Annotated in this window: 21 protein-coding genes and 1 pseudogene; 18 read left to right on the top strand and 4 right to left on the bottom strand. The window is 68.0% G+C overall.

The genetic code is table 11. The features are described from left to right. From Q0L89_RS06580 to Q0L89_RS06565, 4 genes are all read left to right on the top strand, one after another. Window positions 1-352: TonB family protein (locus Q0L89_RS06580; protein ID WP_296763349.1), on the top strand; the 352-nt coding region annotated here is incomplete at its 5' end. 524 nt (window positions 353-876) lie between these two features. Further along, on the top strand, window positions 877-1,827 hold the full coding sequence (locus Q0L89_RS06575; protein WP_296763348.1) for a transketolase: 951 nt from the start codon (window positions 877-879) through the stop codon (window positions 1,825-1,827). 517 nt (window positions 1,828-2,344) lie between these two features. Next, entirely contained in the window at window positions 2,345-2,755 is a 411-nt protein-coding gene (locus tag Q0L89_RS06570; protein WP_296763347.1) for a universal stress protein, read from the top strand. Window positions 2,756-2,854: 99 nt separating this feature from the next. Further along, complete coding sequence (locus Q0L89_RS06565; protein WP_296763346.1) at window positions 2,855-3,757, top strand: acyl-CoA thioesterase II; 903 nt, start codon at window positions 2,855-2,857, stop codon at window positions 3,755-3,757. Here Q0L89_RS06565 and Q0L89_RS06560 read toward each other — a convergent pair. After that, window positions 3,754-4,341, bottom strand: coding sequence for a DUF1285 domain-containing protein (locus Q0L89_RS06560; protein ID WP_296763345.1), 588 nt, complete (start codon window positions 4,339-4,341; stop codon window positions 3,754-3,756). The two genes, Q0L89_RS06565 and Q0L89_RS06560, sit on opposite strands and share 4 nt — an antisense overlap. A gap of 67 nt (window positions 4,342-4,408) precedes the next feature. Between Q0L89_RS06560 and Q0L89_RS06555 the strand changes: the two genes are divergently transcribed. Genes Q0L89_RS06555 through Q0L89_RS06540 form a run of 4 tightly spaced genes read left to right on the top strand, consistent with a single transcriptional unit; the run spans window position 4,409 to window position 11,143 of the window. Further along, window positions 4,409-5,416, top strand: coding sequence for a MoxR family ATPase (locus tag Q0L89_RS06555; protein ID WP_296763344.1), 1,008 nt, complete (start codon window positions 4,409-4,411; stop codon window positions 5,414-5,416). Continuing rightward, on the top strand, window positions 5,413-6,294 hold the full coding sequence (locus Q0L89_RS06550; protein ID WP_296763343.1) for a DUF58 domain-containing protein: 882 nt from the start codon (window positions 5,413-5,415) through the stop codon (window positions 6,292-6,294). The genes Q0L89_RS06555 and Q0L89_RS06550 overlap by 4 nt, the downstream gene beginning before the upstream one ends. Further along, window positions 6,291-9,071: a DUF4159 domain-containing protein gene (locus Q0L89_RS06545; protein ID WP_296763342.1), complete on the top strand. Its 2,781-nt coding sequence runs from the start codon at window positions 6,291-6,293 to the stop codon at window positions 9,069-9,071. The genes Q0L89_RS06550 and Q0L89_RS06545 overlap by 4 nt, the downstream gene beginning before the upstream one ends. Beyond that, window positions 9,068-11,143, top strand: coding sequence for a hypothetical protein (locus Q0L89_RS06540; RefSeq protein ID WP_296763341.1), 2,076 nt, complete (start codon window positions 9,068-9,070; stop codon window positions 11,141-11,143). Before Q0L89_RS06545 ends, Q0L89_RS06540 begins: the two co-directional genes overlap by 4 nt. A gap of 41 nt (window positions 11,144-11,184) precedes the next feature. On the opposite strand, the gene Q0L89_RS06535 is transcribed toward Q0L89_RS06540, so the two are convergent. Next, window positions 11,185-11,544, bottom strand: a complete 360-nt coding sequence (locus tag Q0L89_RS06535; protein ID WP_296763340.1) for a hypothetical protein — start codon at window positions 11,542-11,544, stop codon at window positions 11,185-11,187. Window positions 11,545-11,670: 126 nt separating this feature from the next. Between Q0L89_RS06535 and Q0L89_RS06530 the strand changes: the two genes are divergently transcribed. From Q0L89_RS06530 to Q0L89_RS06485, 10 genes and pseudogenes are all read left to right on the top strand, one after another. Next, window positions 11,671-13,107: an FAD-linked oxidase C-terminal domain-containing protein gene (locus Q0L89_RS06530; RefSeq protein WP_296763339.1), complete on the top strand. Its 1,437-nt coding sequence runs from the start codon at window positions 11,671-11,673 to the stop codon at window positions 13,105-13,107. A gap of 62 nt (window positions 13,108-13,169) precedes the next feature. Then, window positions 13,170-14,309, top strand: a complete 1,140-nt coding sequence (gene glcE / locus Q0L89_RS06525) for a glycolate oxidase subunit GlcE (protein WP_296763356.1) — start codon at window positions 13,170-13,172, stop codon at window positions 14,307-14,309. Further along, on the top strand, window positions 14,306-15,604 hold the full coding sequence (glcF, locus tag Q0L89_RS06520; RefSeq protein ID WP_296763338.1) for a glycolate oxidase subunit GlcF: 1,299 nt from the start codon (window positions 14,306-14,308) through the stop codon (window positions 15,602-15,604). The genes glcE and glcF overlap by 4 nt, the downstream gene beginning before the upstream one ends. 197 nt (window positions 15,605-15,801) lie before the next feature. Continuing rightward, the gene (locus Q0L89_RS06515) at window positions 15,802-16,617 is read left to right on the top strand and encodes a trypsin-like peptidase domain-containing protein (protein WP_296763337.1); all 816 of its coding nucleotides are present in this window, start codon (window positions 15,802-15,804) and stop codon (window positions 16,615-16,617) included. 130 nt (window positions 16,618-16,747) lie between these two features. After that, complete coding sequence (locus Q0L89_RS06510; RefSeq protein WP_296763336.1) at window positions 16,748-17,215, top strand: Hsp20 family protein; 468 nt, start codon at window positions 16,748-16,750, stop codon at window positions 17,213-17,215. A gap of 242 nt (window positions 17,216-17,457) precedes the next feature. Continuing rightward, the gene (gene cobA / locus Q0L89_RS06505) at window positions 17,458-18,297 is read left to right on the top strand and encodes a uroporphyrinogen-III C-methyltransferase (RefSeq protein ID WP_366937899.1); all 840 of its coding nucleotides are present in this window, start codon (window positions 17,458-17,460) and stop codon (window positions 18,295-18,297) included. Next, the gene (locus tag Q0L89_RS06500; RefSeq protein WP_296763335.1) at window positions 18,294-18,602 is read left to right on the top strand and encodes a DUF2849 domain-containing protein; all 309 of its coding nucleotides are present in this window, start codon (window positions 18,294-18,296) and stop codon (window positions 18,600-18,602) included. Before cobA ends, Q0L89_RS06500 begins: the two co-directional genes overlap by 4 nt. Beyond that, window positions 18,595-20,271 carry a nitrite/sulfite reductase gene (locus Q0L89_RS06495; protein ID WP_296763334.1) on the top strand — a complete coding sequence of 559 codons (1,677 nt, stop codon included), beginning with the start codon at window positions 18,595-18,597 and terminating at the stop codon, window positions 20,269-20,271. The genes Q0L89_RS06500 and Q0L89_RS06495 overlap by 8 nt, the downstream gene beginning before the upstream one ends. Beyond that, window positions 20,261-20,995: pseudogene (locus Q0L89_RS06490) on the top strand (phosphoadenylyl-sulfate reductase); the annotation flags it as partial. The gene Q0L89_RS06495 and the pseudogene Q0L89_RS06490, both read left to right, overlap by 11 nt. Then, a complete protein-coding gene (locus tag Q0L89_RS06485) occupies window positions 20,981-21,448 on the top strand; it encodes a DUF934 domain-containing protein (protein WP_366937900.1) in 468 nt (155 codons plus the stop codon). The pseudogene Q0L89_RS06490 and the gene Q0L89_RS06485, both read left to right, overlap by 15 nt. A gap of 16 nt (window positions 21,449-21,464) precedes the next feature. Here Q0L89_RS06485 and Q0L89_RS06480 read toward each other — a convergent pair whose 3' ends face one another. Both Q0L89_RS06480 and pssA read right to left on the bottom strand, forming a co-directional pair. Next, window positions 21,465-22,088, bottom strand: a complete 624-nt coding sequence (locus Q0L89_RS06480; RefSeq protein ID WP_296763333.1) for a methyltransferase domain-containing protein — start codon at window positions 22,086-22,088, stop codon at window positions 21,465-21,467. 1 nt (window position 22,089) lies between these two features. Further along, window positions 22,090-22,839: a CDP-diacylglycerol--serine O-phosphatidyltransferase gene (gene pssA / locus Q0L89_RS06475; RefSeq protein WP_296763332.1), complete on the bottom strand. Its 750-nt coding sequence runs from the start codon at window positions 22,837-22,839 to the stop codon at window positions 22,090-22,092. Window position 22,840: the final 1 nt, after the last annotated feature.

The following is a 22,840-nucleotide window of genomic DNA, read 5'->3' as shown; positions in this document are numbered from 1 at the left end:
AGATGTGTATAAGAGACAGGCGCAAGGGGACCGGGGCCGCGACGAGGTCAGCACCGGCGACCCGGCGGCACGGCGCGCGGCGCTGGCCCGCTGGGGCGCGAAGATCCGGCGCAGCATCGAGCGCGGCAAGCGGTACCCGCGCGGCGCCCGGGGCAGCGGCACGGTCACGGTGCAGCTTTCGGTCAGTCGGGGCGGGGCGTTGCAATCGGTGCAGGTGATGGCCTCGTCCGGGGTGGCGGCGCTTGACGGGGCAGCGGTGGCCGCAGTGCGCCGCGCCCGCCTGCCCGCCGCGCCCGAGGGCCTGTCAGTGCGCGGTTACCGGTTCAACCTGCCGGTGGCGTTCCGCCGCTGAGAGCAGGCCCGCCGCGCCCGGGCAAGCCGGGTGGAGAGGTGTTGGGGGCGGGATCGGCCCACAGCGGTTGTTCGTCTCAATCACTTGTGCCGCGGTGCAGCTTCCGCAGTGCTGCCATTCACAAGTCAAACAGCATTTCGTTGAGACGCCATTCTGACTAGCCATCTTCGGAGAAGAAAATTGAAGGCTTCGGGGCTGCTCCAGGTTAGGGCGGGCCTGCGTACTGGGGCGTAATGTGAGCGGACTACCAAGCGTGCGAGATGCATTGCTCATTCCGAGCTGCGATTGCCGCGAAAGCACCCAATGGAGAAGTTCATGGACTTGACCACAATCCTCATCATCGTTCTTGTCATTGCCTTGCTCGGTGGAGGCGGTTGGTATGGCCGCGGGCGTTGGTTCTAACCTTTGGCGAAGCATGAACTGTTCGTCCGCAAGGCATGGAACGATGAACTGTTCACCCCGTCCCACCGAAATAAGATCAGCGCAGCGCGCCTGATCCTTCATCCTGATATGGAGATCCGACAATGAGACACGCACCCCTCGCTTTTGCGACAATCCTTGCCTGCGTTACCGCGCCCACACTCGAAGCGCGGGTCGCGCTTCCCGGGTCCGGGACTTCCGCGCTGACCGCGCCAGCATCCCAGGGCGCTCAAATCGTCAATATCAAGGACAACAAGAGCAACGGCGAGGCCAGGAATGAGAAGAGGAAAAACAACGAGCGCGCTGGGAAAGACGACAAGCCCTACAAGCATGCCAAGGACAAAAACAAGCGCGACAAGATCAAGGCGAAGGTCAAGCGGTCCAAGGACGACCGTGTGCGCGACTCTGACGCGATCTTGCGCGAGCGCGCACCAGAAGGCCGTGACATGAGCGTGCTGCTTGGCGCCACGCCGCTCGCGTTTTTGGGCCCCAACACCATCTTTGCCGACGTGCCCGAGGACCGCCTGCTGACCTATCGCAACTGCCCCCCAGGCCTGGCCAAGAAAGATCCGCCCTGCGTGCCTCCCGGCCTTGCCAAGAAAGGCGTGACCTATGACGAATGGGTCTCCTATGACCACGACCGACTTGACGAAATTTATCTCGAGCAGCGTCTCGACTATCTGGGTTCGGACATCGTGCTCGACGATGACAATCTGTTGCTCAGTTCAAGCCAGATCGCATCGCTTTACGGACTGCGTCCCGCGCCTGCGAGCAGACGCTATGCATTGATCGACGGTCAACCGGTGCTGCTAACCGATGAGGATAACACATCGTTGCTGGGGATCTATGATCTGGGCAGGGTCGAAAATCTGCCGTCAGGGCTGCGTATCGCGCCCACGGCGGCGTTGACGCAAAACGAATTGCGTCAAACCTACTCGCTGCCGACGGCGGAGCCGGGATACAACTATGCCGTTGTGAATGGCGAACTGGTGACGTTGCAGGACAGCGCCTTTGAGACGTTGCAACTGATCCGGATCGTACGGGCGACCTTCTGATCCGGTGCGGTAAGACCAATTCCAGACAGTCTCAGCATGACGTGAATGCTGGAACGCATGTTTAACAGAGTTGACGCCACTCGACGAGAGCGACGGAGCGGTTGGTCCAGCATGGCCTGCAAGCCAATCGCCGGGAACAGCAGCTTTTGGGTGCCGTGCACAATCGCCGCGTCCTGATCTCGGTTGGACCGCGCAGAATGAACAGGGTGAAGCGGCCTATGAAAAGTGGAACTTGAAGCTGGGTTCGACATCTTGGAAATTGCTGCAGAGCGAAACCCGCTTTCGAAGTCATCTGGATGTCGGCTTTCAACTTTGCGGGATGACTGGCTCGCGAAAGCAGCGAACGACCGCTCCTCACCCTTCTTGACAGCGCGTCTTCGTTTGCCTGGCGGGCGGCGGGGGCACGGGCGTCGAATGCCGCTTTCCGTTGTTACGCCGCCGTTCCTGCGGCGCGGCGGTTTTGCGAATCGGCTACGCGCATGCATCCTGCCATGATCCATTGCCCGAAAGGTGCCCCATGTCCCGCCAGATCAAGCTGATCCTCTGCCCCCTCAACCTGCGCCACGCCAAGATCGAGCATCATGCCTATCAAGAGGCCGTCGAGATCGCGCAGCGCTGCGGTGCCAGGCTGATCGTTGCCACCGTCGCCCCCGAGATCGAGCGCAACCTGAACATCTACGATTCGGACAAGTACTGGTCCGAAGAGTTGCGCAAGTTCATCAAGGCCAACCCGGCCGAGGGCGTCGAGACCGAAGTGGTGGTGCGCAAGGGCGCGGTACATCGCCAGATCGTCAAGCTGGCCGACGAGCGCAATGTCGATCTGATCGTGATCGAGGCCGCCAACCCCAAGATCCAGGACTACCTGCTGGGCACCACCGCCAGCCATGTCGTCACCCATGCCGAGTGCTCGGTCTACGTGGTGCGCTGATTCGGGTGCCGCGCCGGGGCGTCGCGGGTGCCCCGGCGGCGCTTGAAATCCGCCGCGTTTTGGCGTCCTTTCGGGCAGGCAAGGCGAAAGGACGCGCGGATGACCGATACACCGACCCCCACCGATGCCGACCTGGCCGAGGCGCTGGTGCGCGTGCTCACGGTCGAGCCGGTCGAAGAGGATTTCTACCGCGGCATCGCCACGCCGCGCGGCCGCGGTCGGTCGTTCGGCGGGCAGGTCATCGGCCAGGCGCTGATGGCGGCCACCGAAACCGTCGAGGCGGACCGGCCCGCGCATTCCCTGCACGGCTATTTCATGCGCCCCGGCGATGCCACCAAGCCGGTTCTCTACCAGGTCGAGCGCGATCGCGACGGCGGCAGCTTCACCACCCGCCGGGTGGTCGCGATTCAGCACGGCAAGCCGATCCTGAACCTTGCGGCCTCGTTCCATGTGGCCGAGCCGGGGCTTGCCCACCAGGGCGACATGCCCGACGTGCCGGCGCCCGAAACGCTGGAAAGCGAGGAACAGCTCGGCGAACGGCTGGCCGACAAGCTGCCCGAGACATTCCTGAAATGGCTGCGCATGCCGCGCCCGGTCGAGATGCGCCCCACCGTGCTGCGCCCGCCGTTCGACCCGTCGGCCCGCGCGCCGGTGCAGAACCTGTGGTTTCGCGTCCGCGCGCCCATCGGCAATGATACCCGCCTGCACCGCGCGGCGCTGGCGTTCGCGTCGGATTTCGGGCTGTTGGGCGTGTCGATGCTGCCGCACGGGCGCGGGTTTACCGACCCTGACATGCAGTTCGCCAGCCTTGATCACGCGCTGTGGATTCACGATGATTTCCGCATCGACGAGTGGCTGCTTTATGCGATGGACAGCCCCTGGGCGGGTGGCGCGCGGGGTTTCAGCCGCGGGCGGGTCTTTACCCGCGATGGCCGGCTGGTGGCCAATGTCGCGCAAGAGGGGCTGGTGCGCGACAAGACCTTGCGCGACAAGGCGCCCTAATCGCCCCCCTCGGCCATCTCGTGTGACGGGATCAGCGGAAAGAACGCGCCTTGCGACCACAGGCCGAACCAGCCGTCATGGTGGGCGCCGATCTCGGCCAGCCGGTAAAAGCTCTTGCGGTCGATCAGCGCCTCCAGCCCCGCGCGCACCATGACATAGGGCACGGGTTCGTCGGTGTCCGGGTCGCGCGCCATGCGGATCGGGGCTTCGGGGCCGGCGGTCACGCTGTCGCCCACGTTGGTATGAAAGGTCAGCACCTGGTCGCGCCCCTGCCCGCGGGCGGTGAAATCGACCGCGACGAAGGGCGCGTCATCGACGGTGATGCGTGCCTTTTCCACGGGCGTGACGAGGAAGTAGTCATCGCCGTCGCGGCGCAGGATGGTCGAGAACAGCCGCACCAGCGCCGGCCGGGTGATCGGCGTGCCCTGATAGTACCAGGTGCCATCGCGCGCGATTCGCATGTCCAGATCGCCGCTTTCCGGCGGGTTCCAGTCCTGCACCGGTGGCAATCCACGGCCCCGTGCGGCGCGGGCGGCGGCGGCGATGTCCTCGGCGCTGGGGGTCACGTGCTTTTGTCCGCTCATTGCTTTTGCCATTTCCTTGTCGCGCTATACACTCATACACAGGTAGCGTTTGAGCAGGAGCTTTTCCATGTCGCATGATGATGACCCGGTTGCCGAGATCGAGGCGCTGGAAGAGCGGCTTGCCGCCGCGCGCGGCTCGATCACCCGCCGGTTCATGGGCCAGGAGCGGGTCGTCGACCTGACGCTTTCGGCGCTGCTGTGCGGTGGGCACGGCCTGCTGGTGGGCCTGCCGGGGCTGGGCAAGACGCGGCTGGTTGAGACCCTGTCCACGGTGATGGGGCTCGATGGCAATCGAATCCAGTTTACCCCCGACCTGATGCCGGCCGATATCCTTGGCTCGGAGGTTCTGGACACCGATGCCGACGGTCGCCGCGCCTTTCGGTTCGTGCCGGGGCCGGTGTTCTGCCAGCTTCTGATGGCCGACGAGATCAACCGCGCCAGCCCGCGCACCCAGTCGGCGCTGTTGCAGGCGATGCAGGAACGCCAGGTCACCGTCGCCGGGCAGGACCGCCCGCTTGGTCCGCCGTTTCACGTTCTGGCAACCCAGAACCCGATCGAGCAGGAGGGCACCTATCCGCTGCCCGAGGCGCAGCTTGACCGCTTCCTGGTGCAGATCGACGTGGCCTATCCCGACCGCGCGACCGAGCGCGATATCCTGGTCGCCACCACCGGCATCGAAGAGGCACAGGCCCACGCCGTGTTCACCGACGCCGAGCTGATCGCCGCGCAGCGGCTGCTGCGCCGCATGCCGGTGGGCGAATCGGTGGTCGAGGCGATCCTCGATCTGGTGCGCGCGCTCAGGCCCGAGGACGGCGACGCCGCGCCCCGGGTGCGCGACGCGGTGGCCTGGGGGCCGGGGCCGCGCGCGGCGCAGGCGCTGATGTTGATGGTGCGCGCCGAGGCGATGCTGCGCGGGCGGGTGGCGCCATCGGTGGCCGACGTCGCCGCGGTGGCGCGGCCGGTGTTAATTCACCGCATGGCGCTGAGCTTCGGCGCGCGGGCGCGCGGCGAGGACCTGGCGGCGCTGATCGCCGAGACCTGCGACAGCGTGACCGGCGCCGAGGCGGCCGCTTGACGGGTCAGGCGGCATCTCTCAGGGCGCGGGCCGAACTGCTTGCCGCGCCGTTGCCGCCGCTGCTGGCGCGGGCCGATCAACTGGCCGGCATCGTCACGATGGGCGAGCACGGCCGCCGTCGCGCCGGGATGGGCGCCGATTTCTGGCAATACCGCCCGTTGCAACAAGGCGACAGTGCGCGTGATGTCGATTGGCGCCGGTCGGCGCGCGGCGACACGCGGTTTGTGCGCCAGCACGAATGGCAGGTGGCGCAGACGGTGATGATGTGGGTGGATCGGGCCGCGTCGATGCGGTTCGCCAGCGCCGATGCCCTGCCGTCCAAGGACGTGCGCGCGCGCCTTCTGGCGTTGGCGACGGCGATTTTGCTGGACCGCGGCGGCGAACGTGTCGGCCTGCTGGGCGACGGGCCGGCGCCGCGCCGCGGCCGGGCGCAGGTGACGCGCATCGCGCAGGCATTGGAGCACGACGAACCGGGCGATTACGGCCTGCCCGCCGCGGCCGGCATGGTGGCGCACGGGCAGGCGGTGATGCTGTCGGATTTCATGGGCGACTTCGCACCGCTGCAAGAGGCGCTGACGGCGGCCGCCGACAAGGGCGTGCGCGGGGTGTTGGTGCAGGTGCTCGACCCCGCCGAAGAGGCGTTTCCCTTTCGCGGCCGCACCCGGTTTCAGAGCATCGGCGGCAGCCTGTCGCACGAAACGCTAAAGGCCGATGCGCTCAGGCCGCGCTATCTTGAGCGGTTGCGCGAACGCAAGGCGGCGCTGGACGGGCTGGCGCGGCTGACCGGCTGGCAATACCTGTGCCATCATACCGATGACAGCGCGGTGTCGGCGCTGTCGTGGCTGTGGCGCGCGGTCGATGGCGGGGGCACGCGATGATCCCCGGTCTGGCCTTCACCACGCCCTGGCTGCTGGCGGTACTGGCGGCGCTGCCGCTGTTGTGGCTGATCCTGCGCGCGGTGCCGCCGGCGCCGGTGCGGCGACGGTTTCCCGGCGTGGCGCTGCTCATGGGGCTGCGCGATAGTGAGAGCGTGAGCGACCGCACGCCGTGGTGGCTGTTGCTGCTGCGGATGCTGGCGGTGGCGGCGATGATCATCGGGCTGGCGGGCCCGGTGCTGAACCCCGAGCCGAAGCGCCCCGCGCCCGACATGCCGCTGCTGGTGGTGCTGGATGGCGGCTGGCCGGGCGCCGCCGACTGGCCGGCGTGGCGCGCGGTGCTCGACCGGGTGCTGGCCGAGGCGGGGCGGGACGCCCGACCGGTGGCGGCTTTGCGGCTGACGACGCCGGAACGCCCCGAGTTCCGCGCCGCGATGGGCTGGCGCGCGCGCCTCGACGGGCTGGCGCCGCAACCCTGGCAGCCGACAAGCACGATGGCCGACGCGGCAATCGCGGCCCTGCCCGAGGGGCCTTTCGAAACCCTGTGGATGTCGGACGGCCTGGCGCGCGAGGAGCGCGCGCGGCTGCTTGCGGCGCTGGAACGGCACGGCCCGGTGCGGGTGTACGAAAGCGATCGGCCGGTGATGGCGCTGCTGCCGCCGGCCTTCGACGGGCAGGCGGTGGACCTGGTCGTGCGCCGCGCCGGCGCCGGACCAGCACGCGAGGTCACGGTTGTCGCGCACGGGCTCGACCCGGCCGGGGTGGAGCGTGTCCTGGCCCGCCGGACGCTGGAGCTCGAAGCCGGCGGCACCGAGGCACGCGGCGCCCTGACCCTGCCGCCCGAGTTGCGCGCGCGTATCACCCGGTTTCGCATCGACGGTGTGCGCAGCGCCGGCGCGGTGGTGCTGGGCGACGACACGCTGCGCCGCCGCGAGATCGCCCTGATCGCGGGCGCCGACAACCGCGAGGGGCTGGAGCTGCTGTCGCCGCTGCATTACCTGCGGCAGGCGCTGGCGCCCACGGCGGAGCTTCTGGAAGGCGCCCTGACCGATCTGCTACCGGCCAACCCCGACGTGGTGATCCTGGCCGACGTCGGCAAGCTGGCGCCGGCCGAGCGCGCGGCGCTGGAGGAGTGGACCCGCGGCGGTGGCCTGCTGCTTCGCTTTGCCGGGCCGCGGCTGGCGGCCAGCGACCTGGGCCGACACAACGAAGACACCCTGATGCCGGTGCGCCTGCGCGCCGGCGGGCGCAGCGTTGGCGGTGCCATGAGCTGGGGGGCGCCCAAGTCGCTGGCGCCGTTCCCCGAGGACGGCCCCTTTGCCGGGCTGACACCGTCCGACGATGTCACCGTCAGCGCGCAGGTGCTGGCGCAGCCCGACCCGACGCTGGCCGAGCGGGTGATCGCGCGGCTGGAGGACGGCACGCCGCTGGTCACCCGGAAACGCCTGGGCGCGGGGCAGGTGGTGTTGATGCACGTCACCGCCAACGCGGAATGGTCTAGCCTGCCGCTGTCGGGGCTGTTCGTGCGGATGCTCGAGAGGCTCTCGGCGGCGTCGTTGACAGACCGCCCCGAGGCCGGGGCGATGGCAGGCCAGACATGGCAGCCGCAGCGCGTGCTGGATGGCATGGGCCGGCTGGAGGACGCCGGCACTTTGCCCGGCGTGCCGGGCGAGGCGCTGCTCGATGCGCCCCTGGGCCCCGAGTTGCGCCCCGGGATCTACCGCAGCGGCGAACGCATGATCGCGCGCCACGTGGCGGATGCACAGACACCGCTTGCCCCGGCGGTGTGGCCGGCACGCATTCCCGTCGCGGGCATGCAGGCCCGCCCCGAGGTGCCACTTGGCGGCTACCTTCTGGCGCTGGCCGTCGCGCTGATGCTGGTGGATGTGCTGGCCTCACTGGCGGTGTCGGGGCGGCTGGTGCCGCTGCGCGCGGTGGCCGGAACCCTGGTGCTGGGCCTTGCCTTGGCGGCGGTGCCGGTGCCGAGGCTGGCGCAGGGCCAGGGGCAGGCGCCCGACGACGCTGACGCCTTCGCGCTGGCGGCGACGGGCGAGGTGGTGCTGGCGCATGTCGTCACCGGCAACGCGCGGGTGAATGACATCGCGCAGGCCGGGCTGCGCGGCCTGTCGCGGACGCTGAGCTTGCGCACATCGGTCGAACCTGCGGCGCCGATGGCCGTTGACCTGGAACGCGACGAGCTGGCGTTCTTTCCGTTTCTCTACTGGCCGATCACGCCGGAACAGCCGATGCCCTCGGACGCGGCCTATGCCAAGCTCAACCGCTACCTGCGCGCCGGCGGGATGATTCTGTTCGACACCCGCGATGCCGACATCGCCGGTTATGGCAGCGCCAGCCCCAATGGCCGCAAGCTGCAACAGATCGCCGCACCGCTGGATATTCCGCCGCTGGAGCCGGTGCCCGACGACCACGTTCTGACCCGCACCTTCTATTTGTTGCAGGATTTCCCCGGCCGGTATGCCGGTGGCGACGTTTGGGTCGAGGCGGCGCCGCCCGATGCCGAAAAGATCGAGGGCATGCCGTTTCGCAACCTCAACGACGGCGTCACCCCGGTGGTGATCGGCGGCAATGACTGGGCCGCGGCCTGGGCGATGGACGCGCGCGGCAACGCGCTTTACCCCGTCGGGCGCGGCGGCACCGGCGAGCGTCAGCGCGAAATCGCCTTTCGCTTCGGGGTCAATCTGATCATGCATGTGCTGACCGGCAACTACAAATCCGATCAGGTGCACGTGCCGGCGCTGCTGGAAAGGCTGGGCCAATGACCGGGCAGATCGTGTTCGACCCGCTGCTGCCCTGGTGGGCGCTGTCCGTGCTGGCCGCGGCGGTGGTGCTGGGCGGTGCGCTGGCGCTGTGGCGGGGGCTGGCGGGCTGGGCGCTGCGGGCGCTTGGCGGCGCGGTACTGATCGCGGCGCTATCGGGGCCCTCCTACCAGCGGGAGGATCGTGCGCCGCTGTCCGACATCGTGCTGATGATCGAGGACCGAAGCGCCAGCCAGCAACTGGCCGGGCGCGCCGCGCGCACCGAGGCGGCGGCGGCGGCGCTGTCCGCGGCCATCGCGGCGCGCCCGAACACCGAACTGCGCCGGATCGAGCTGGACGACGTGCAGCCCGACGGGCAGGGCGACGGGGACACCGGCACGCTGATGATGCAGGCGTTGGCCGACGAACTGGCCGAGGTGCCGCGCGGGCGTGTCGCGGGGATAATCGCGCTGAGCGACGGGCGTGTGCATGACATGGATCGCGCCCCGAACCTGCCGGCGCCGCTGCACCTGTTGCATACCGGGCGGCCCGGCGACTGGGACCGCCGTCTGGTCGTTGAGGGCGCGCCGGCCTTCGCCATCCTCGGCGAGCCGGTGACGCTGACGCTGCGGGTCGAGGACATGGGCGCCGCACCTGAGGGGGCGACGACCGCGCGGCTCGACATCGCGCTCGACGGGGCCGACGCGCAGCGCTTCGAGGTGCCGATCGGGCGCAAGATCGAGTTGCCGGTTACCCTGCCGCATGGCGGGCGCAACGTGATCCGCTTTTCGGTGCCCGAGGCCGAGGGCGAACTGACCGAACGCAACAACGCCGCACTGGTGCAGATCAACGGCGTGCGCGACCGGCTGCGGGTGCTGCTGGTGTCGGGCGAGCCACACCCCGGCGGGCGCACCTGGCGCAACCTGCTGAAATCCGACTCCTCCGTCGATTTGGTGCATTTCACCATCCTGCGCCCGCCGATGAAACAGGATGGCGTGCCGGTGTCCGAGCTGTCGCTGATCGCGTTTCCGACGCGCGAGCTGTTCCTGGAAAAGATCGACGATTTCGACCTGATCATCTTCGACCGCTACAAGCGGCGCGGTATCCTGCCCGGGCTCTACCTTGAAAACGTGCGCGGCTATGTCGAGGGCGGCGGCGCGGTGCTGGTCGCGGCGGGGGCAGACTTTGCCAGCGCCGATTCGATCTACCGCTCGCCCCTGGGCAAGATCATCCCCGGCCGCCCCACCGCCCGCGTCATCGAGCGGGGGTTCAGGCCCGCGATCACCGATGTGGGCCGCCGCCACCCGGTTACCGCCGGGCTGGAGGACGCGGCCGCCGCCGGGCCGGGCGAGTGGGGCCGGTGGATGCGCCAGATCGACGTGACCCCGGAACGCGGCCGGGTACTGATGTCGGGCGCCGACGAGCGGCCGCTGCTGATGCTCGACCGCGTCGGCGAAGGGCGGATCGCGCTGCTGGCCTCGGATCAGGCGTGGTTGTGGGATCGTGGTTTCGAAGGGGGTGGGCCGCAACTCGAACTGCTGCGGCGGTTGGCGCACTGGATGATGAAGGAACCCGAGTTGGAGGAAGAGGCGCTGTGGGCCGAAGCGACCGGACAGAAGATGCGCATCATCCGCCGCAGCCTGGATGAAGATGTGGGCGCGGTCACCGTCACCCGACCCGACGGCGAGCAGATTGAATTGCCGCTGGAAGAGGTCGCGCCCGGTCGCTTCGAGGCGCGCTACACCGGCCCGCAGATGGGGCTTTACCGTCTGCGCGAGGGCGCGCTGGAAGCGGTGGTGGGACTCGGCCCGGCCGCCCCGCGCGAATTCGAGGCGACCATCGCCACCGGCGAGGTGCTGGCCCCGGTGATCGCACCAAAGCGCGGCGGCGTGATGGCGCTGGCCGATGGCCTGCCGCGCATCCGCGAGGTACGCGCCGGACGGCCGGCGGCCGGGCGCGGCTGGATCGGCCTGACCCCGCGCAACGCCTACGAGACGCTGTCGATCACGCGGGTGGCCCTGTTGCCGGGGTGGCTGGTCCTGGCACTGGCGGCGGGCCTGGTGCTGGCCGGTTGGCTGCGCGAGGGGCGGCGTTGAGCGCACGGCTGGCACACGGTGCCGGCGGCAGGTGGCGGTGCCTAGCGTTCAAGCGCGACGGCGACGCTGTCGCCGGCCCACCCGTCAACCGAGCAGCGCGCCCTGACGGAGATGCGATGCGCCCCCTCGGGCACCATCACGCCGGTCAGCGAGCGGGTGAAGGGCTGTTCCGAAACATGGGGATGGTGCAGCGTGCGAAGGCCGATCCGGTTGCCCTGCGCGTCAAGCACCTCCCAGCCATCGGCGTAGTGATCCCAGCCGGTATCGGGGTGGCTGAGCGTGACCGAGATGCGCCAGCCGATGTCGCCCCGCTCGGCTGTGATGTGTTCGATCACGGGCGAGTCTGCCAGTGCCGGGGCGGCGGCAAGGCAAAGCGACAGCAGAGGCGGCAAGCGGGACATGGACGCAGTGTAGCGGCTCGCCGCCGTCGACGCAGTTCACATCCGCGTGTGATGGCGGCGGATCAAGGCTTGCCATTTTGCGCAAATTGGTTATGATTTCTTACCAATAAGTGGAAAGGTGTTTTCATGGATATGCCCGACGTGCGGCCGGAGGTTTTAGCCCGGAAAGAGGCGCTCGTCAGCCGTTTGCAGGCCGTCGTGCCGCCCGACGCGGTAATCCATGACCCGGCCGAAACGCGGGTCTACGAATGCGACGCGCTGACCGCCTACACATGTCCGCCCATGGCCGTGGTGTTGCCCACCTCGACGCAGGAGGTATCGGACGTGCTGCGCATATGCAGCGACATGGGTGTGCCGGTGGTGCCGCGCGGTGCCGGCACCTCGTTGGCCGGCGGGGCGCTGCCGACGGCGGATTGCGTGGTCATCGGCGTGGCGCGGATGACCGAGGTTCTTGAAAGCGACCCCGGCAACCGCTTCATCCGGGTGCAGGCGGGGCGCACCAACCTTGCCGTCAGCGGTGCGGTCGAGGAAGACGGGTTCTTCTACGCGCCCGACCCGTCAAGCCAGTTGGCCTGTGCCATTGCGGGCAACATCGCGATGAATTCCGGTGGCGCGCATTGCCTGAAATACGGTGTAACCACCAACAACCTGCTGGGCGTGACCATGGTGCTGATGGACGGCACGGTGGTGGAGTTGGGCGGCGCCCACGCCGACGCCGCGGGGCTTGACCTGCTGGGGCTGGTGTGCGGCTCGGAAGGTCAGCTTGGCGTGGTGACCGAGGCATGCCTGCGCATCCTGCCCAAGCCCGAGGGCGCGCGCCCGGTTCTGTTGGCCTTCGATTCCAGCGAGGTGGCCGGCGCCTGCGTATCGGATATCATCCGGGCCGGTGTGTTGCCGGTGGCGATCGAGTTCATGGACCGCCCCTGCATCCGCGCGACCGAGGCTTTTGCCGGCGCCGGATACCCCGATTGCGAGGCGTTGCTGATCGTCGAGGTCGAGGGCAGCGAGGCCGAGATCGACGAGCAACTGTCGCGTATTACCGCGATCGCGCAGCGCCACGACCCGGTCGAGATGCGCGAAAGCCGCTCTGCCGAGGAAAGCGCGCGCATCTGGCTGGGGCGCAAGTCGGCCTTCGGTGCCGTGGGGCAGTTGGGCGACTATATCTGCCTCGACGGCACGATTCCGGTCGGCGAGTTGCCCCATGTTCTCAAGCGTATCGGCGAGTTGGGCCGCGACTATGGGTTGTCGGTGGCCAATGTCTTTCATGCCGGCGACGGGAACATGCATCCGCTGATTCTTTTCGACGCCAATGCCGGGCAGCTCGAAACCGCCGAGGCGCTGGGCGCCGATATCCTTCGGCTTTGCGTCGAGGTGGGCGGCTGCCTGACCGGCGAGCACGGTGTCGGGGTCGAGAAGCGCGACCTGATGGGGCACCAGTTCACGCCAGCGGACCTTGAGGCGCAGATGGCGGTCAAGGACGTGTTCGACCCAGGCTGGCTGCTCAACCCGGCAAAGGTTTTCCCGCTGGACGCCTCGGCGTCGCGACGCATGGCGGCGGAGTAAGGGGGCGCTGCCCCCTCGGCCTGCGGCCTCACCCCCGGAGTATTTCTGGAAAGATGAAGACATTGAAACCCGAGAGCGAGGCCGAGCTGGCCGAGATTGTGCGCACGGCCGACGAGCCGTTGCGCATTCAGGGCGGCGGCACGCGCCCCATCGGCGTGCCCGTGAACGGCGCGCCGCTGAGCACCACGGGGCTGTCGGGCATCGAGCTTTACGAGCCGGGTGCGCTGACCATGGTGGCGAAGGCCGGCACGCCGCTTGCGCAGGTCGAGGCGGCGCTTGCGCAAGCCGGGCAGCGGCTGGCTTTTGAGCCGATGGATCATCGCGGCCTCCTGGGCACGGTGGGCGAGCCCACGATCGGCGGGGTCTTCGCCGCCAACGTCTCGGGGCCAAGGCGTATCCAGGGCGGCGGGGCGCGGGATTTCCTGCTGGGCGTGCGCTTCGTCGACGGGCGGGGCGAGGTCATCCGCAACGGCGGGCGGGTGATGAAGAATGTCACCGGCTATGACCTGGTCAAGCTGATGGCGGGCAGCTACGGAACGCTGGGGGTGCTTACGGAACTGGCGCTCAAAGTGATGCCGGCGACGCAGGCCACCGCGGTGCTGCTCTGCGAGGGGCTGACGGACGAGGAGGCGGTGGCTGCGCTCTGTCGCGCGTTGGGCTCGCCCTTCGAAGTGACGGGCGCGGCGCATCTGCAGCGTGGAACGGGTGGCGGCCCGGTGACGATGATTCGGCTGGAAGGATCGGAGTCATCGGTCGCCTACCGGGCGGGAGAGTTGCAAGCGCTTCTGGCGCATCACGGCGAATTCGGCGTCGAGACCGACCCGGCGCGCACCGCCGCCTGTTGGCGCGATATCCGCGATGTCGCCCCGTTCCACGACCGCTCCGGCGATGTCTGGCGACTGTCGGTGAAGCCCACCGACGCGCCCGGGATCGTGGCCCGGATAGAGGGCGCCGAGGCGATCTATGACTGGGGCGGCGGGTTGATCTGGCTGCTGGTCCCGCAAGGCAGGCAAGCTGACACCATCCGGCAGGCCGTGGCCGGGCATGGCGGACACGCGACGCTGATCCGGGGCAGCCGCGCCGGCGGCGCGTTCCAGCCGCTGGCGCCGCCCGTGGCCGCGTTGCAGGAGGGGCTGAGGCGCCGGTTCGACCCGCGCGGTCTTCTCAACCCCGGCCTCATGGGGCAGGGGGCGGCCTCATGAAGACGGAATTCACCGAAGAGCAGCTCAGCGACCCCGCGATTGCGCGATCCAACCAGATTCTGCGGTCCTGCGTCCATTGCGGGTTTTGCACCGCAACATGCCCCACCTACCAGGTTCTGGGCGACGAGCTGGACAGTCCGCGCGGGCGCATCTACCTGATCAAGGACATGCTGGAAAATGGCCGCGCGCCGGACGCGCGCACGGTCACTCATATCGACCGCTGCCTCAGTTGCCTGGCCTGCATGTCGACCTGCCCTTCGGGCGTGCACTACATGCACCTGGTCGATCATGCCCGCGACCATATCGAGCGGACCTACCGCCGCCCGCTTTTCGACCGGATGCTGCGCTGGACGCTGGCGCGCATCCTGCCATATCCGGGCCGCTTTCGGCTGGCGCTGCTGGGCGCCAAGCTGGGCCGGCCCTTCGCGCGGCTGATGCCCGATGCGCGTCTGCGTGCGATGCTCGAGATGGCGCCGAGGCGCATTCCGCCGGTCAGCCGCAACGACGACCCACAGACATTTGCCGCCAAGGGCGCGCGGCGCAAGCTCCGCGTGGCGCTGATGACCGGCTGTGCGCAGAGGGCGCTCAACACCGATATCAACGATGCCACGATCCGGCTGCTGACGCGGCTTGGCTGCGACGTGGTGGTGGCGCGCGGCGCGGGGTGTTGCGGGGCGCTGACCCACCATATGGGCAAGACCGACGAGAGCCACGCGACGGCGGCGCGCAACATCCGCGCCTGGGCGGGCGAAATGGATGGCGAGGGGCTGGACGCCATCGTCATCAACACCTCGGGTTGTGGCACCACGGTCAAGGACTACGGTCACATGTTCCGGCACGAGGCGCTGGCCGATGACGCGGCGCGCGTGAGCGCTATCGCCATGGACGTGAGCGAGCTGCTGGCGCAGCTGGACCTGCCGGAGGGCGGTGCGCCCGGCATGAAGGTGGCCTATCACGCGGCGTGTTCGCTCCAGCACGGGCAGCAGGTCAAGACCGCGCCCAAGGATCTGCTGAAACGCGCCGGGTTTACCGTGGTCGAGCCCGCCGACAGCCACCTGTGTTGTGGCTCGGCGGGCACCTACAACCTGATGCAGCCGGCGATTTCAAAGCAACTCAAGGATCGCAAGCTGCGCACGCTCGAGGCGAAATCGCCCGAGGTGATCGCGACCGGCAATATCGGTTGCATGATGCAGATCGGCTCCGGCACCGAGGTGCCGGTGGTGCACACCGTCGAACTGCTGGACTGGGCCACCGGCGGGCCGAAGCCCGAAGCGATGCGCGCAGACCCTCTTTAGGGCGGGTTTCTGCTGTTCGGGTTTCTCTGATCGCAAGCACAGGGCATGCGGGCGCAAGCGGCCCCGGCGGGGTGAGTGTGATTTGGCGCAACACGTTCCAGCATCGCCGCGAAGCGGCCACCGCGATGCTGCATGACGGCCAAAATGGTGCCCGATTCCCCCGGTATACCGTCGGGGATCAAGCATCAGAGGGCACGATGATACGCATCTACCTGATTGCCATACTCGCCTTTCTGCTGGCCTCGGCGATCCGCGCGCAGGAGCCGGCGCTGAAACGGTTGGAGACGGGCAACGACTCGCGCGGGTGGGAGGCGGTGGGCCGCCTGGAGATCGCCGGCGTGGGGTTCTGCACCGGCGCGCTGATCGCGCCCGACCAGGTGCTGACCGCGGCGCATTGTCTTTTTGACAAGACGACCGGCGCGCGCATCGGCATCGACCAGATCGAGTTTCGCGCCGGTTGGCGCAATGGCCGGGCCGAGGCGTATCGCAACATTCGCCGCGTCGTGATGCACCCGGAGTATGCCTATGACGACCGTGTCGCGATGGCACGGGTGCGTCACGACCTGGCGTTGCTGGAGCTGTCACGGCCGCTGCACACGACGCGGATCACGCCGTTCGAAACCGATGCCGCACCGCGCCCCGGCGCGCGCGTCGGCGTTGTTTCCTATGCCAAGGGGCGCGCCGAGGTGCCGTCGCTGGAACAGGTTTGCAGCATCATGTGGCGCGAAACGGGTGTTCTGGTGATGTCTTGCGACGTGGATTTCGGCGCCTCTGGAGCGCCGGTATTTTCGTTTCGCGATGGGCGCGCGAGGATCGTTTCGGTGGTGTCGGCCAAGGCCGATCTGGGCAGCAACAAGGTTGCGCTGGGCAGCGACCTGGGCGCCGGCCTGGAGCTGCTGCGTGGTCAGCTCGGCGCGCAACGGCGGCATTTCCTGCGCGCCGGCGACGATGCGGCAGAGGGCGGAGCCGGCCGCGACGGCACGGCGGGCGGCGCCAAGTTCATAAGGCCGTAAGGGTCTTGAAATCGTGCGGCGGATTTCCCAGATTTCCGCTGGCCGGGTGCCGCAACGGGCCCGGGTCGCGTGGCCTGTCCCATGGCAGGGAAGGCCGAATGTAAGGTATCGCTCAACAGGAGGATGACCAATGCATCACTTTGATCTTGCCCCACTTTACCGCGCCTCTGTCGGATTCGACCAGATCGCGGACCTGATGGATCGCGTCTTTGCCAGCGATGTCGATCAATCGGGCTACCCACCCTACAACATCGAGAAGACCGACGAGAATTCCTATCGCATTTCCATCGCGGTGGCGGGCTTTTCGGTCGATGACCTGAACGTCGAGGTCAAGGAAAATGCGCTGATCGTGACGGCGCGCAAGGCCGACGAGGACAAGGAGCGCACCTTCCTGCATCGCGGCATTGCCACGCGCGCTTTCGAGCGGCGATTCCATCTCGCCGATCACGTGCAGGTCACCGGCGCACACCATGCCGACGGCATGCTGCATATCGACCTTGTCCGCGAAGTGCCCGAGGCGCTGAAGCCGCGCCGCATCAAGGTTTCCGCCGGCCCGATGGAAGAGCGCGACATGGTCGAGGCGAAGACCGTCAACTGACAGCGCCATCGCCTTCATTCAAGCCGATCTTGGGGCCCGTGGTATGACGCTGCGGGCCCTTTTTCGTGCCTAGGCCGGCGCCGGTGTTCCGGCGCGCGCAAATCGTGCGGATGGTTTGCCCGGCATGAACGGCGCGGGCGGAATTTCGTCGTCTTTACGTCGTCGCTGCCCTGAACGATCTTCTTATTTGCTCGGATATCTGGCCATTTCATGGGAAAATATCCCATATTGAGGGCGTGTTCATGGAGAGTCCGATGCCTTCGATCCTGCGCCTTTTCAACTGGCTGCGGCCCGCGTCAACCGCCGCCCCCGCCGCTGCGGGGGCGGGGCAAGTCACCTTTGTCGGGGCCGGCCCCGGTGACCCCGACCTGCTGACGGTGGCGGCCGTGCGCGCGATCGGGCAAGCCGATGTGGTGATCCACGACCGGCTGGTCGGTGATGGGGTGCTGGCGTTGTGCCCGCGCCGCGCGACACGGATCGCCGCCGGCAAGCAAGGCTTCGGCGCCGCCGTCAGTCAGGACGAGATCAACCGCATGGTACGCGCGCATGCACGGCGCGGCCGGCGGGTGGTGCGCCTGAAATCGGGTGACCCGACGGTGTTCGGCCGCCTCGACGAGGAAATCGCCGCCTGCAACGCGGCGGGCGTGGCGTGGCACATCGTGCCGGGGATCACCGCCGCCTCGGCCGGGGCCGCCGCGATCGGGCAGAGCCAGACGAAACGCGGGCGCAATTCGTCAATCCGGTTTCTGACCGGGCACGACATGCGCGGCTTTGCCGACCATGACTGGCGCGCGCTGGCCCGCGGGGGCGAGGTGGCGGCGATCTACATGGGCAAACGCTCGGCTCGGTTCATCCAGGGGCGGCTGATGATGCATGGCGCAGCGCCCGACACGCCCGTGACCCTGATCGAGAACGCGTCGCGCCCCGATCAGCGCATCGTTGCCGCGCGGCTGGGCGACATGGCCGACACGATGCACCGCGCGGCCTTTGCCGGCCCGGTGCTGACCTACTACGGCCTGGCCCCACGCCGGGCGACGCCGTCGGCACGCCAGACCCCCGCTGTTCAAGAGGAAGCGTCATGAGCAAGCCGTTCACACCAAAGGTCGTCACCGCCAACGCGCTGGTCGAGGGCGACGTGATCTACCTGACTGCCGATGACCGCTGGTCGCGCGCCCTGCACGAAGCCGAGGTGATCGAGGACGAGGCGCACGCGCAACTGCGCCTTCTGGACGCCGAGCGCCAGGCGCACGCGGTGGTCGGCGCCTACCTGGCCGAGGTGCGCCCCGGCCCGAACGGGCCGGAACCGGCGCATTTTCGCGAGGCGTTCCGCGCCCGCGGGCCGTCGAACTACCCGCATGGCAAGCAGACGGAGCTTTCGGATGTATAGCTATACCGATTTCGACCGCGCCTATGTGCGCGAGCGCGTGGCTCAGTTCCGCGCCCAGGTCGAGCGGCGGCTCGACGGATCCTTGAGCGAAGAGGAGTTCCGCCCGCTGCGCCTGATGAACGGGCTCTACCTGCAACTGCACGCCTACATGCTGCGCGTGGCGATCCCTTATGGCACGCTGAGCAGCCGCCAGATGCGGCAACTGGCGATGATCGCCGAGCGGTGGGACAAGGGCTATGGCCATTTCACCACCCGCCAGAACATCCAGTTCAACTGGCCGACGCTGCGTGACGTGCCCGATATCCTTGAGGCGCTGGCCGATGTGGGGATGCATGCCATCCAGACCAGCGGCAACACCGTGCGCAACGTCACCGCCGACCATTTCGCCGGCGCGAGCGCCGACGAGGTGGCCGACCCGCGCCCCTATGCCGAACTGCTGCGGCAGTGGTCCACCGACCACCCGGAGTTCCAGTTCCTGCCGCGCAAGTTCAAGATCGGGGTGACCGGCGCACCGAATGACCGCGCGGTGATCCGCTCGCACGATATCGGGCTGGAACTGCGCCGCGACGATGCCGGCGCGCTAGGCTTTCGCGTCTATGTGGGCGGCGGCCTGGGCCGCACGCCGATGGTTGCGCAGGAACTGGCCGCGTTCATTCCCGAGCGTGACCTGCTGCCCTATGTCGAGGCGATCCTGAGCGTCTACAACCTGTTGGGACGACGGGACAACAAGTACAAGGCGCGCCTCAAGATTGCCGTGCATGAACACGGCATCGCCACCATCCGCGCACTTGTGGACGAGGCGTTCGCCGAGCGGCGTGCCCAGTTCAGCGGCGATGATCACGACCTGCTGGAGAACATCAAGGCACAGTTCGCGCGCCCCGAACTGGCCCGGACGGATTGTGCGCCCTATTGGAAGGCACGCCGCGCCGACCCGGTATTTCGCGCTTGGGCCGATACCAACCTGGCCGCGCATGCCGACCCCGATCATGCCATCGTAACCATATCGCTCAAGCCGCACGGCGCCACGCCGGGCGATGCGACCGCCGACCAGATGCGCGTGATGGCCGATCTGGCCCAACGGTATGGCCATGACGAACTGCGCATCAGCCACGAGCAGAACGTTATCGTGCCGCATGTGCACCGTGCCGATCTGCCGGCTGTGCATGACGCGCTGAAGGCGGCCGGGCTGGCCACCGCCAACGTCGGGCTGGTGTCGGATATCATCGCCTGCCCGGGTATGGATTACTGCTCGCTGGCGACGGCGCGGTCGATCCCTGTCGCGCAACAGATCGCCACGCGCTTCGACGCGCTCAAGCTGGAACACGAAATCGGGTCGCTCAAGATCAAGATATCAGGCTGCATCAACGCCTGCGGGCACCACCATGTGGGCCATATCGGCATACTGGGCCTCGACCGCGCGGGCGTGGAAAACTACCAGATCACGCTGGGCGGCGACGGCACCGAGGATACGGTCATCGGCAAGCGCGCCGGGCCGGGCTTTTCCGCCGACGAGATCGTGCCGGCGGTAGAGCGGCTGGTGCTGTCCTATCTCGATCTGCGCGACAGCCCGGACGAGACGTTCCTGCAAGCGTTCCGGCGGCTGGGCGAGGCGCCGTTCAAGGATGCGCTTTACCCCGAGCAGGCAAGGGGGCGGCGCGATGCGGCATGAAACCCCCACTGCAGGGCCGGTCGCGGCGCGCGTCGCGGCGCTGAACGCGCGCTATCGCAATCACGCCGCCATCGCGGTGCTGCGTCGCGCGATCAGCGACCCGGAGGTGGGGCGCGTCGCGCTGGTGTCGTCCTTCGGGGCGGAATCGGTGGTGCTGCTGCACATGATATCGGTCATCGACCGCGCCACGCCGGTGCTGTTCATCGACACGCAGATGCTGTTTGCCGAAACGCTGGCCTACCAGACCGAGGTGGCCGCGTCTCTGGGCCTGAGCGATGTGCGCACGATCCGCGCCCGGCCCGAGGCGCTGGCCGCGCACGACCCTGACAGGTTGCTGCACAAGACCGACACCGACGCCTGCTGCGCGCTGCGCAAGACCGAGCCGCTGGAACGCGCGCTGGCGCCGTTCGACGCCTGGATCACCGGGCGCAAGCGGTTCCAAGGGCAGACCCGCTCGCGCCTGGATTTCTTCGAGAACGAGGGCGACCAACGCATCAAGGTCAACCCGCTGGCGCATTGGCGCCCCGATGATGTGCAGGAATATATGGTCAACAACCGCCTGCCCCGGCACCCGCTGGTGGCGCGGGGCTATCCGTCGATCGGATGTGCGCCGTGTACCAGCCGCGTCGCCCCGGGCGAAGACCCGCGCGCGGGGCGTTGGCGCGGCCAGGACAAGGACGAATGCGGCATCCATTTCGTCGATGGCAAAATGGTGCGCGGGCCGTTGCCGCCAACGCCTTCTGCGACCGACCGCAACGAGGAGCATCAGATGAACGTGATCGTCACCGATACCGGTTTCGCCGCCGACGACCTGTCCGGCGCGTTCCAGCCTGCCGACACCCCCGGCGCAACGGCGCTGGACCTGGGGCCGGAGGCCGATGTGACCGCGCTTGCGGGGCGTCTCGACGGGGTCGAGATCATCCGCATCGCGTTTCCGGCGTTTTCGGATGGTCGCGGGTTCACGCTGGCGCGGCGGTTGCGCATGATGGGCTACGGGGGGCGTCTGCGAGCCGCCGGGCATGTGATTGCCGACCAATACGCGATGGCCCGGCGCACGGGTTTCGACGAGGTCGAAATCAGCGCCGACCTGGCGCGGCGCCAGCCCTGGGAGCAGTGGCAGGCCCGCGCCGACTGGCGCGCGCACGACTACCAGGCGCGGCTGCGCGGGGCGGGTTGAGCCGGGACCGCCGCGTTCAGGCCGCCGCGTCCTTTTCCATCACCAGGAAGGTCATCATCCCCAGCGGCGGCAGCGGCTTGCGGCTGACGATGTGCAGGTTCGGCTCGCCGGTCACGCGGGCGAGGGGAAAATCCGAATGCCAGCCCAGCGTTTTCTCGAACGGGGCCATCAGGCGTTCGATCCCCGCCATCACGCCGCGTTCGCGTGCGAAATGGTTGGTGATCACGATCTGGCCGCCGGGTTTGCACACGCGGGCCATCTCGGCCATGACCCGTTCGGGCTCGGGCACCACCGAAACGATATGCATCGCGGCGACGGTGTCGAAGCTGGCATCGGGGAAGTCCAACTCGCGCGCGTCCATCTGGCGCAGGTCGACGACGTTGGCCAGGTTGCCGCGTTCGACCCGGCGGCGCGCCTTGGCGAGCATCTCGTCGCTGAAATCTATGCCCGTGACCTCGATGCCCGGATCGTATTGTTCCAACGACAGGCCGGTGCCGATGCCGACCTCCAGCACCTTGCCGCCGCGCTTGTTGATATGGGCCACCGCACGGCGGCGGCCGGCCTCGGTGATGGCACCGAAGGTCTTGTCATAGACCGGCGCCCAGCGTGCATAAGATGATTTGACGGCGTTCAAGTCCATGTCAGATGTCCTGTTCGTTTTCGTCCGATGGCTGCATTTTGCGCGCCGTCCATAACACCGAGATGATGTAGGCCACGCCCGCCGTCATCAGGGTGATCCAGGGAAAGCTGATCAGCGCCCCCAGGAAACAGATGAAGCCCAGGTAGGCATAGCGCACCTGCCCGCGCCTGATTTTCAGCGACTTGGGCGACAGCGTGGGAATGCGGCTGACCATCAGGAACCCCACCGCGATCATCCAGCCGCCCACCAGTGTCGCGGGCAGCGGCGCGCCGCCTGCCAACCCCAGCGAGCCGAACACTGGCAGAAGCGCCAGAAACGCCCCCGCCGGGGCTGGCACACCGGTGAAATGTGGCAGTGTCGGCGCCTCGGCCTTGTTGGCGACGTTGAACCGCGCCAACCGCAGAACGCAGCACAGCGCGAAAACGACCACGGCGATCCAGCCCAGGTTCTGTGCCTCGGAGAAGGCCCAGAAATGCACCAGCAGCCCGGTCGCGACACCGAAATTGAGGAAATCGGCCAGCGAGTCCAGTTCGGCCCCCATCGGGCTTTCGCTTTTGAGAAGGCGCGCCACGCGACCGTCGAGACCGTCGAGGATGGCGGCCAGCAGAATCAACTGCACCGCCAGCTTGAAATTGCCCTGCGCCGCGAAGCGGATCGCGGTCAGCCCGGCGCAGATCGCCGCCACCGTCATCATGTTGGGGACAAGCTGAGCGATGCGAAGTTCGGGTTTGGCGGGGCGATGGGCGGTCATG

This window comes from Sediminimonas sp., from assembly GCF_024637375.1.
GTDB lineage: Bacteria > Pseudomonadota > Alphaproteobacteria > Rhodobacterales > Rhodobacteraceae > Sediminimonas.
This window is presented reverse-complemented; position numbering and strand designations above follow the sequence as displayed.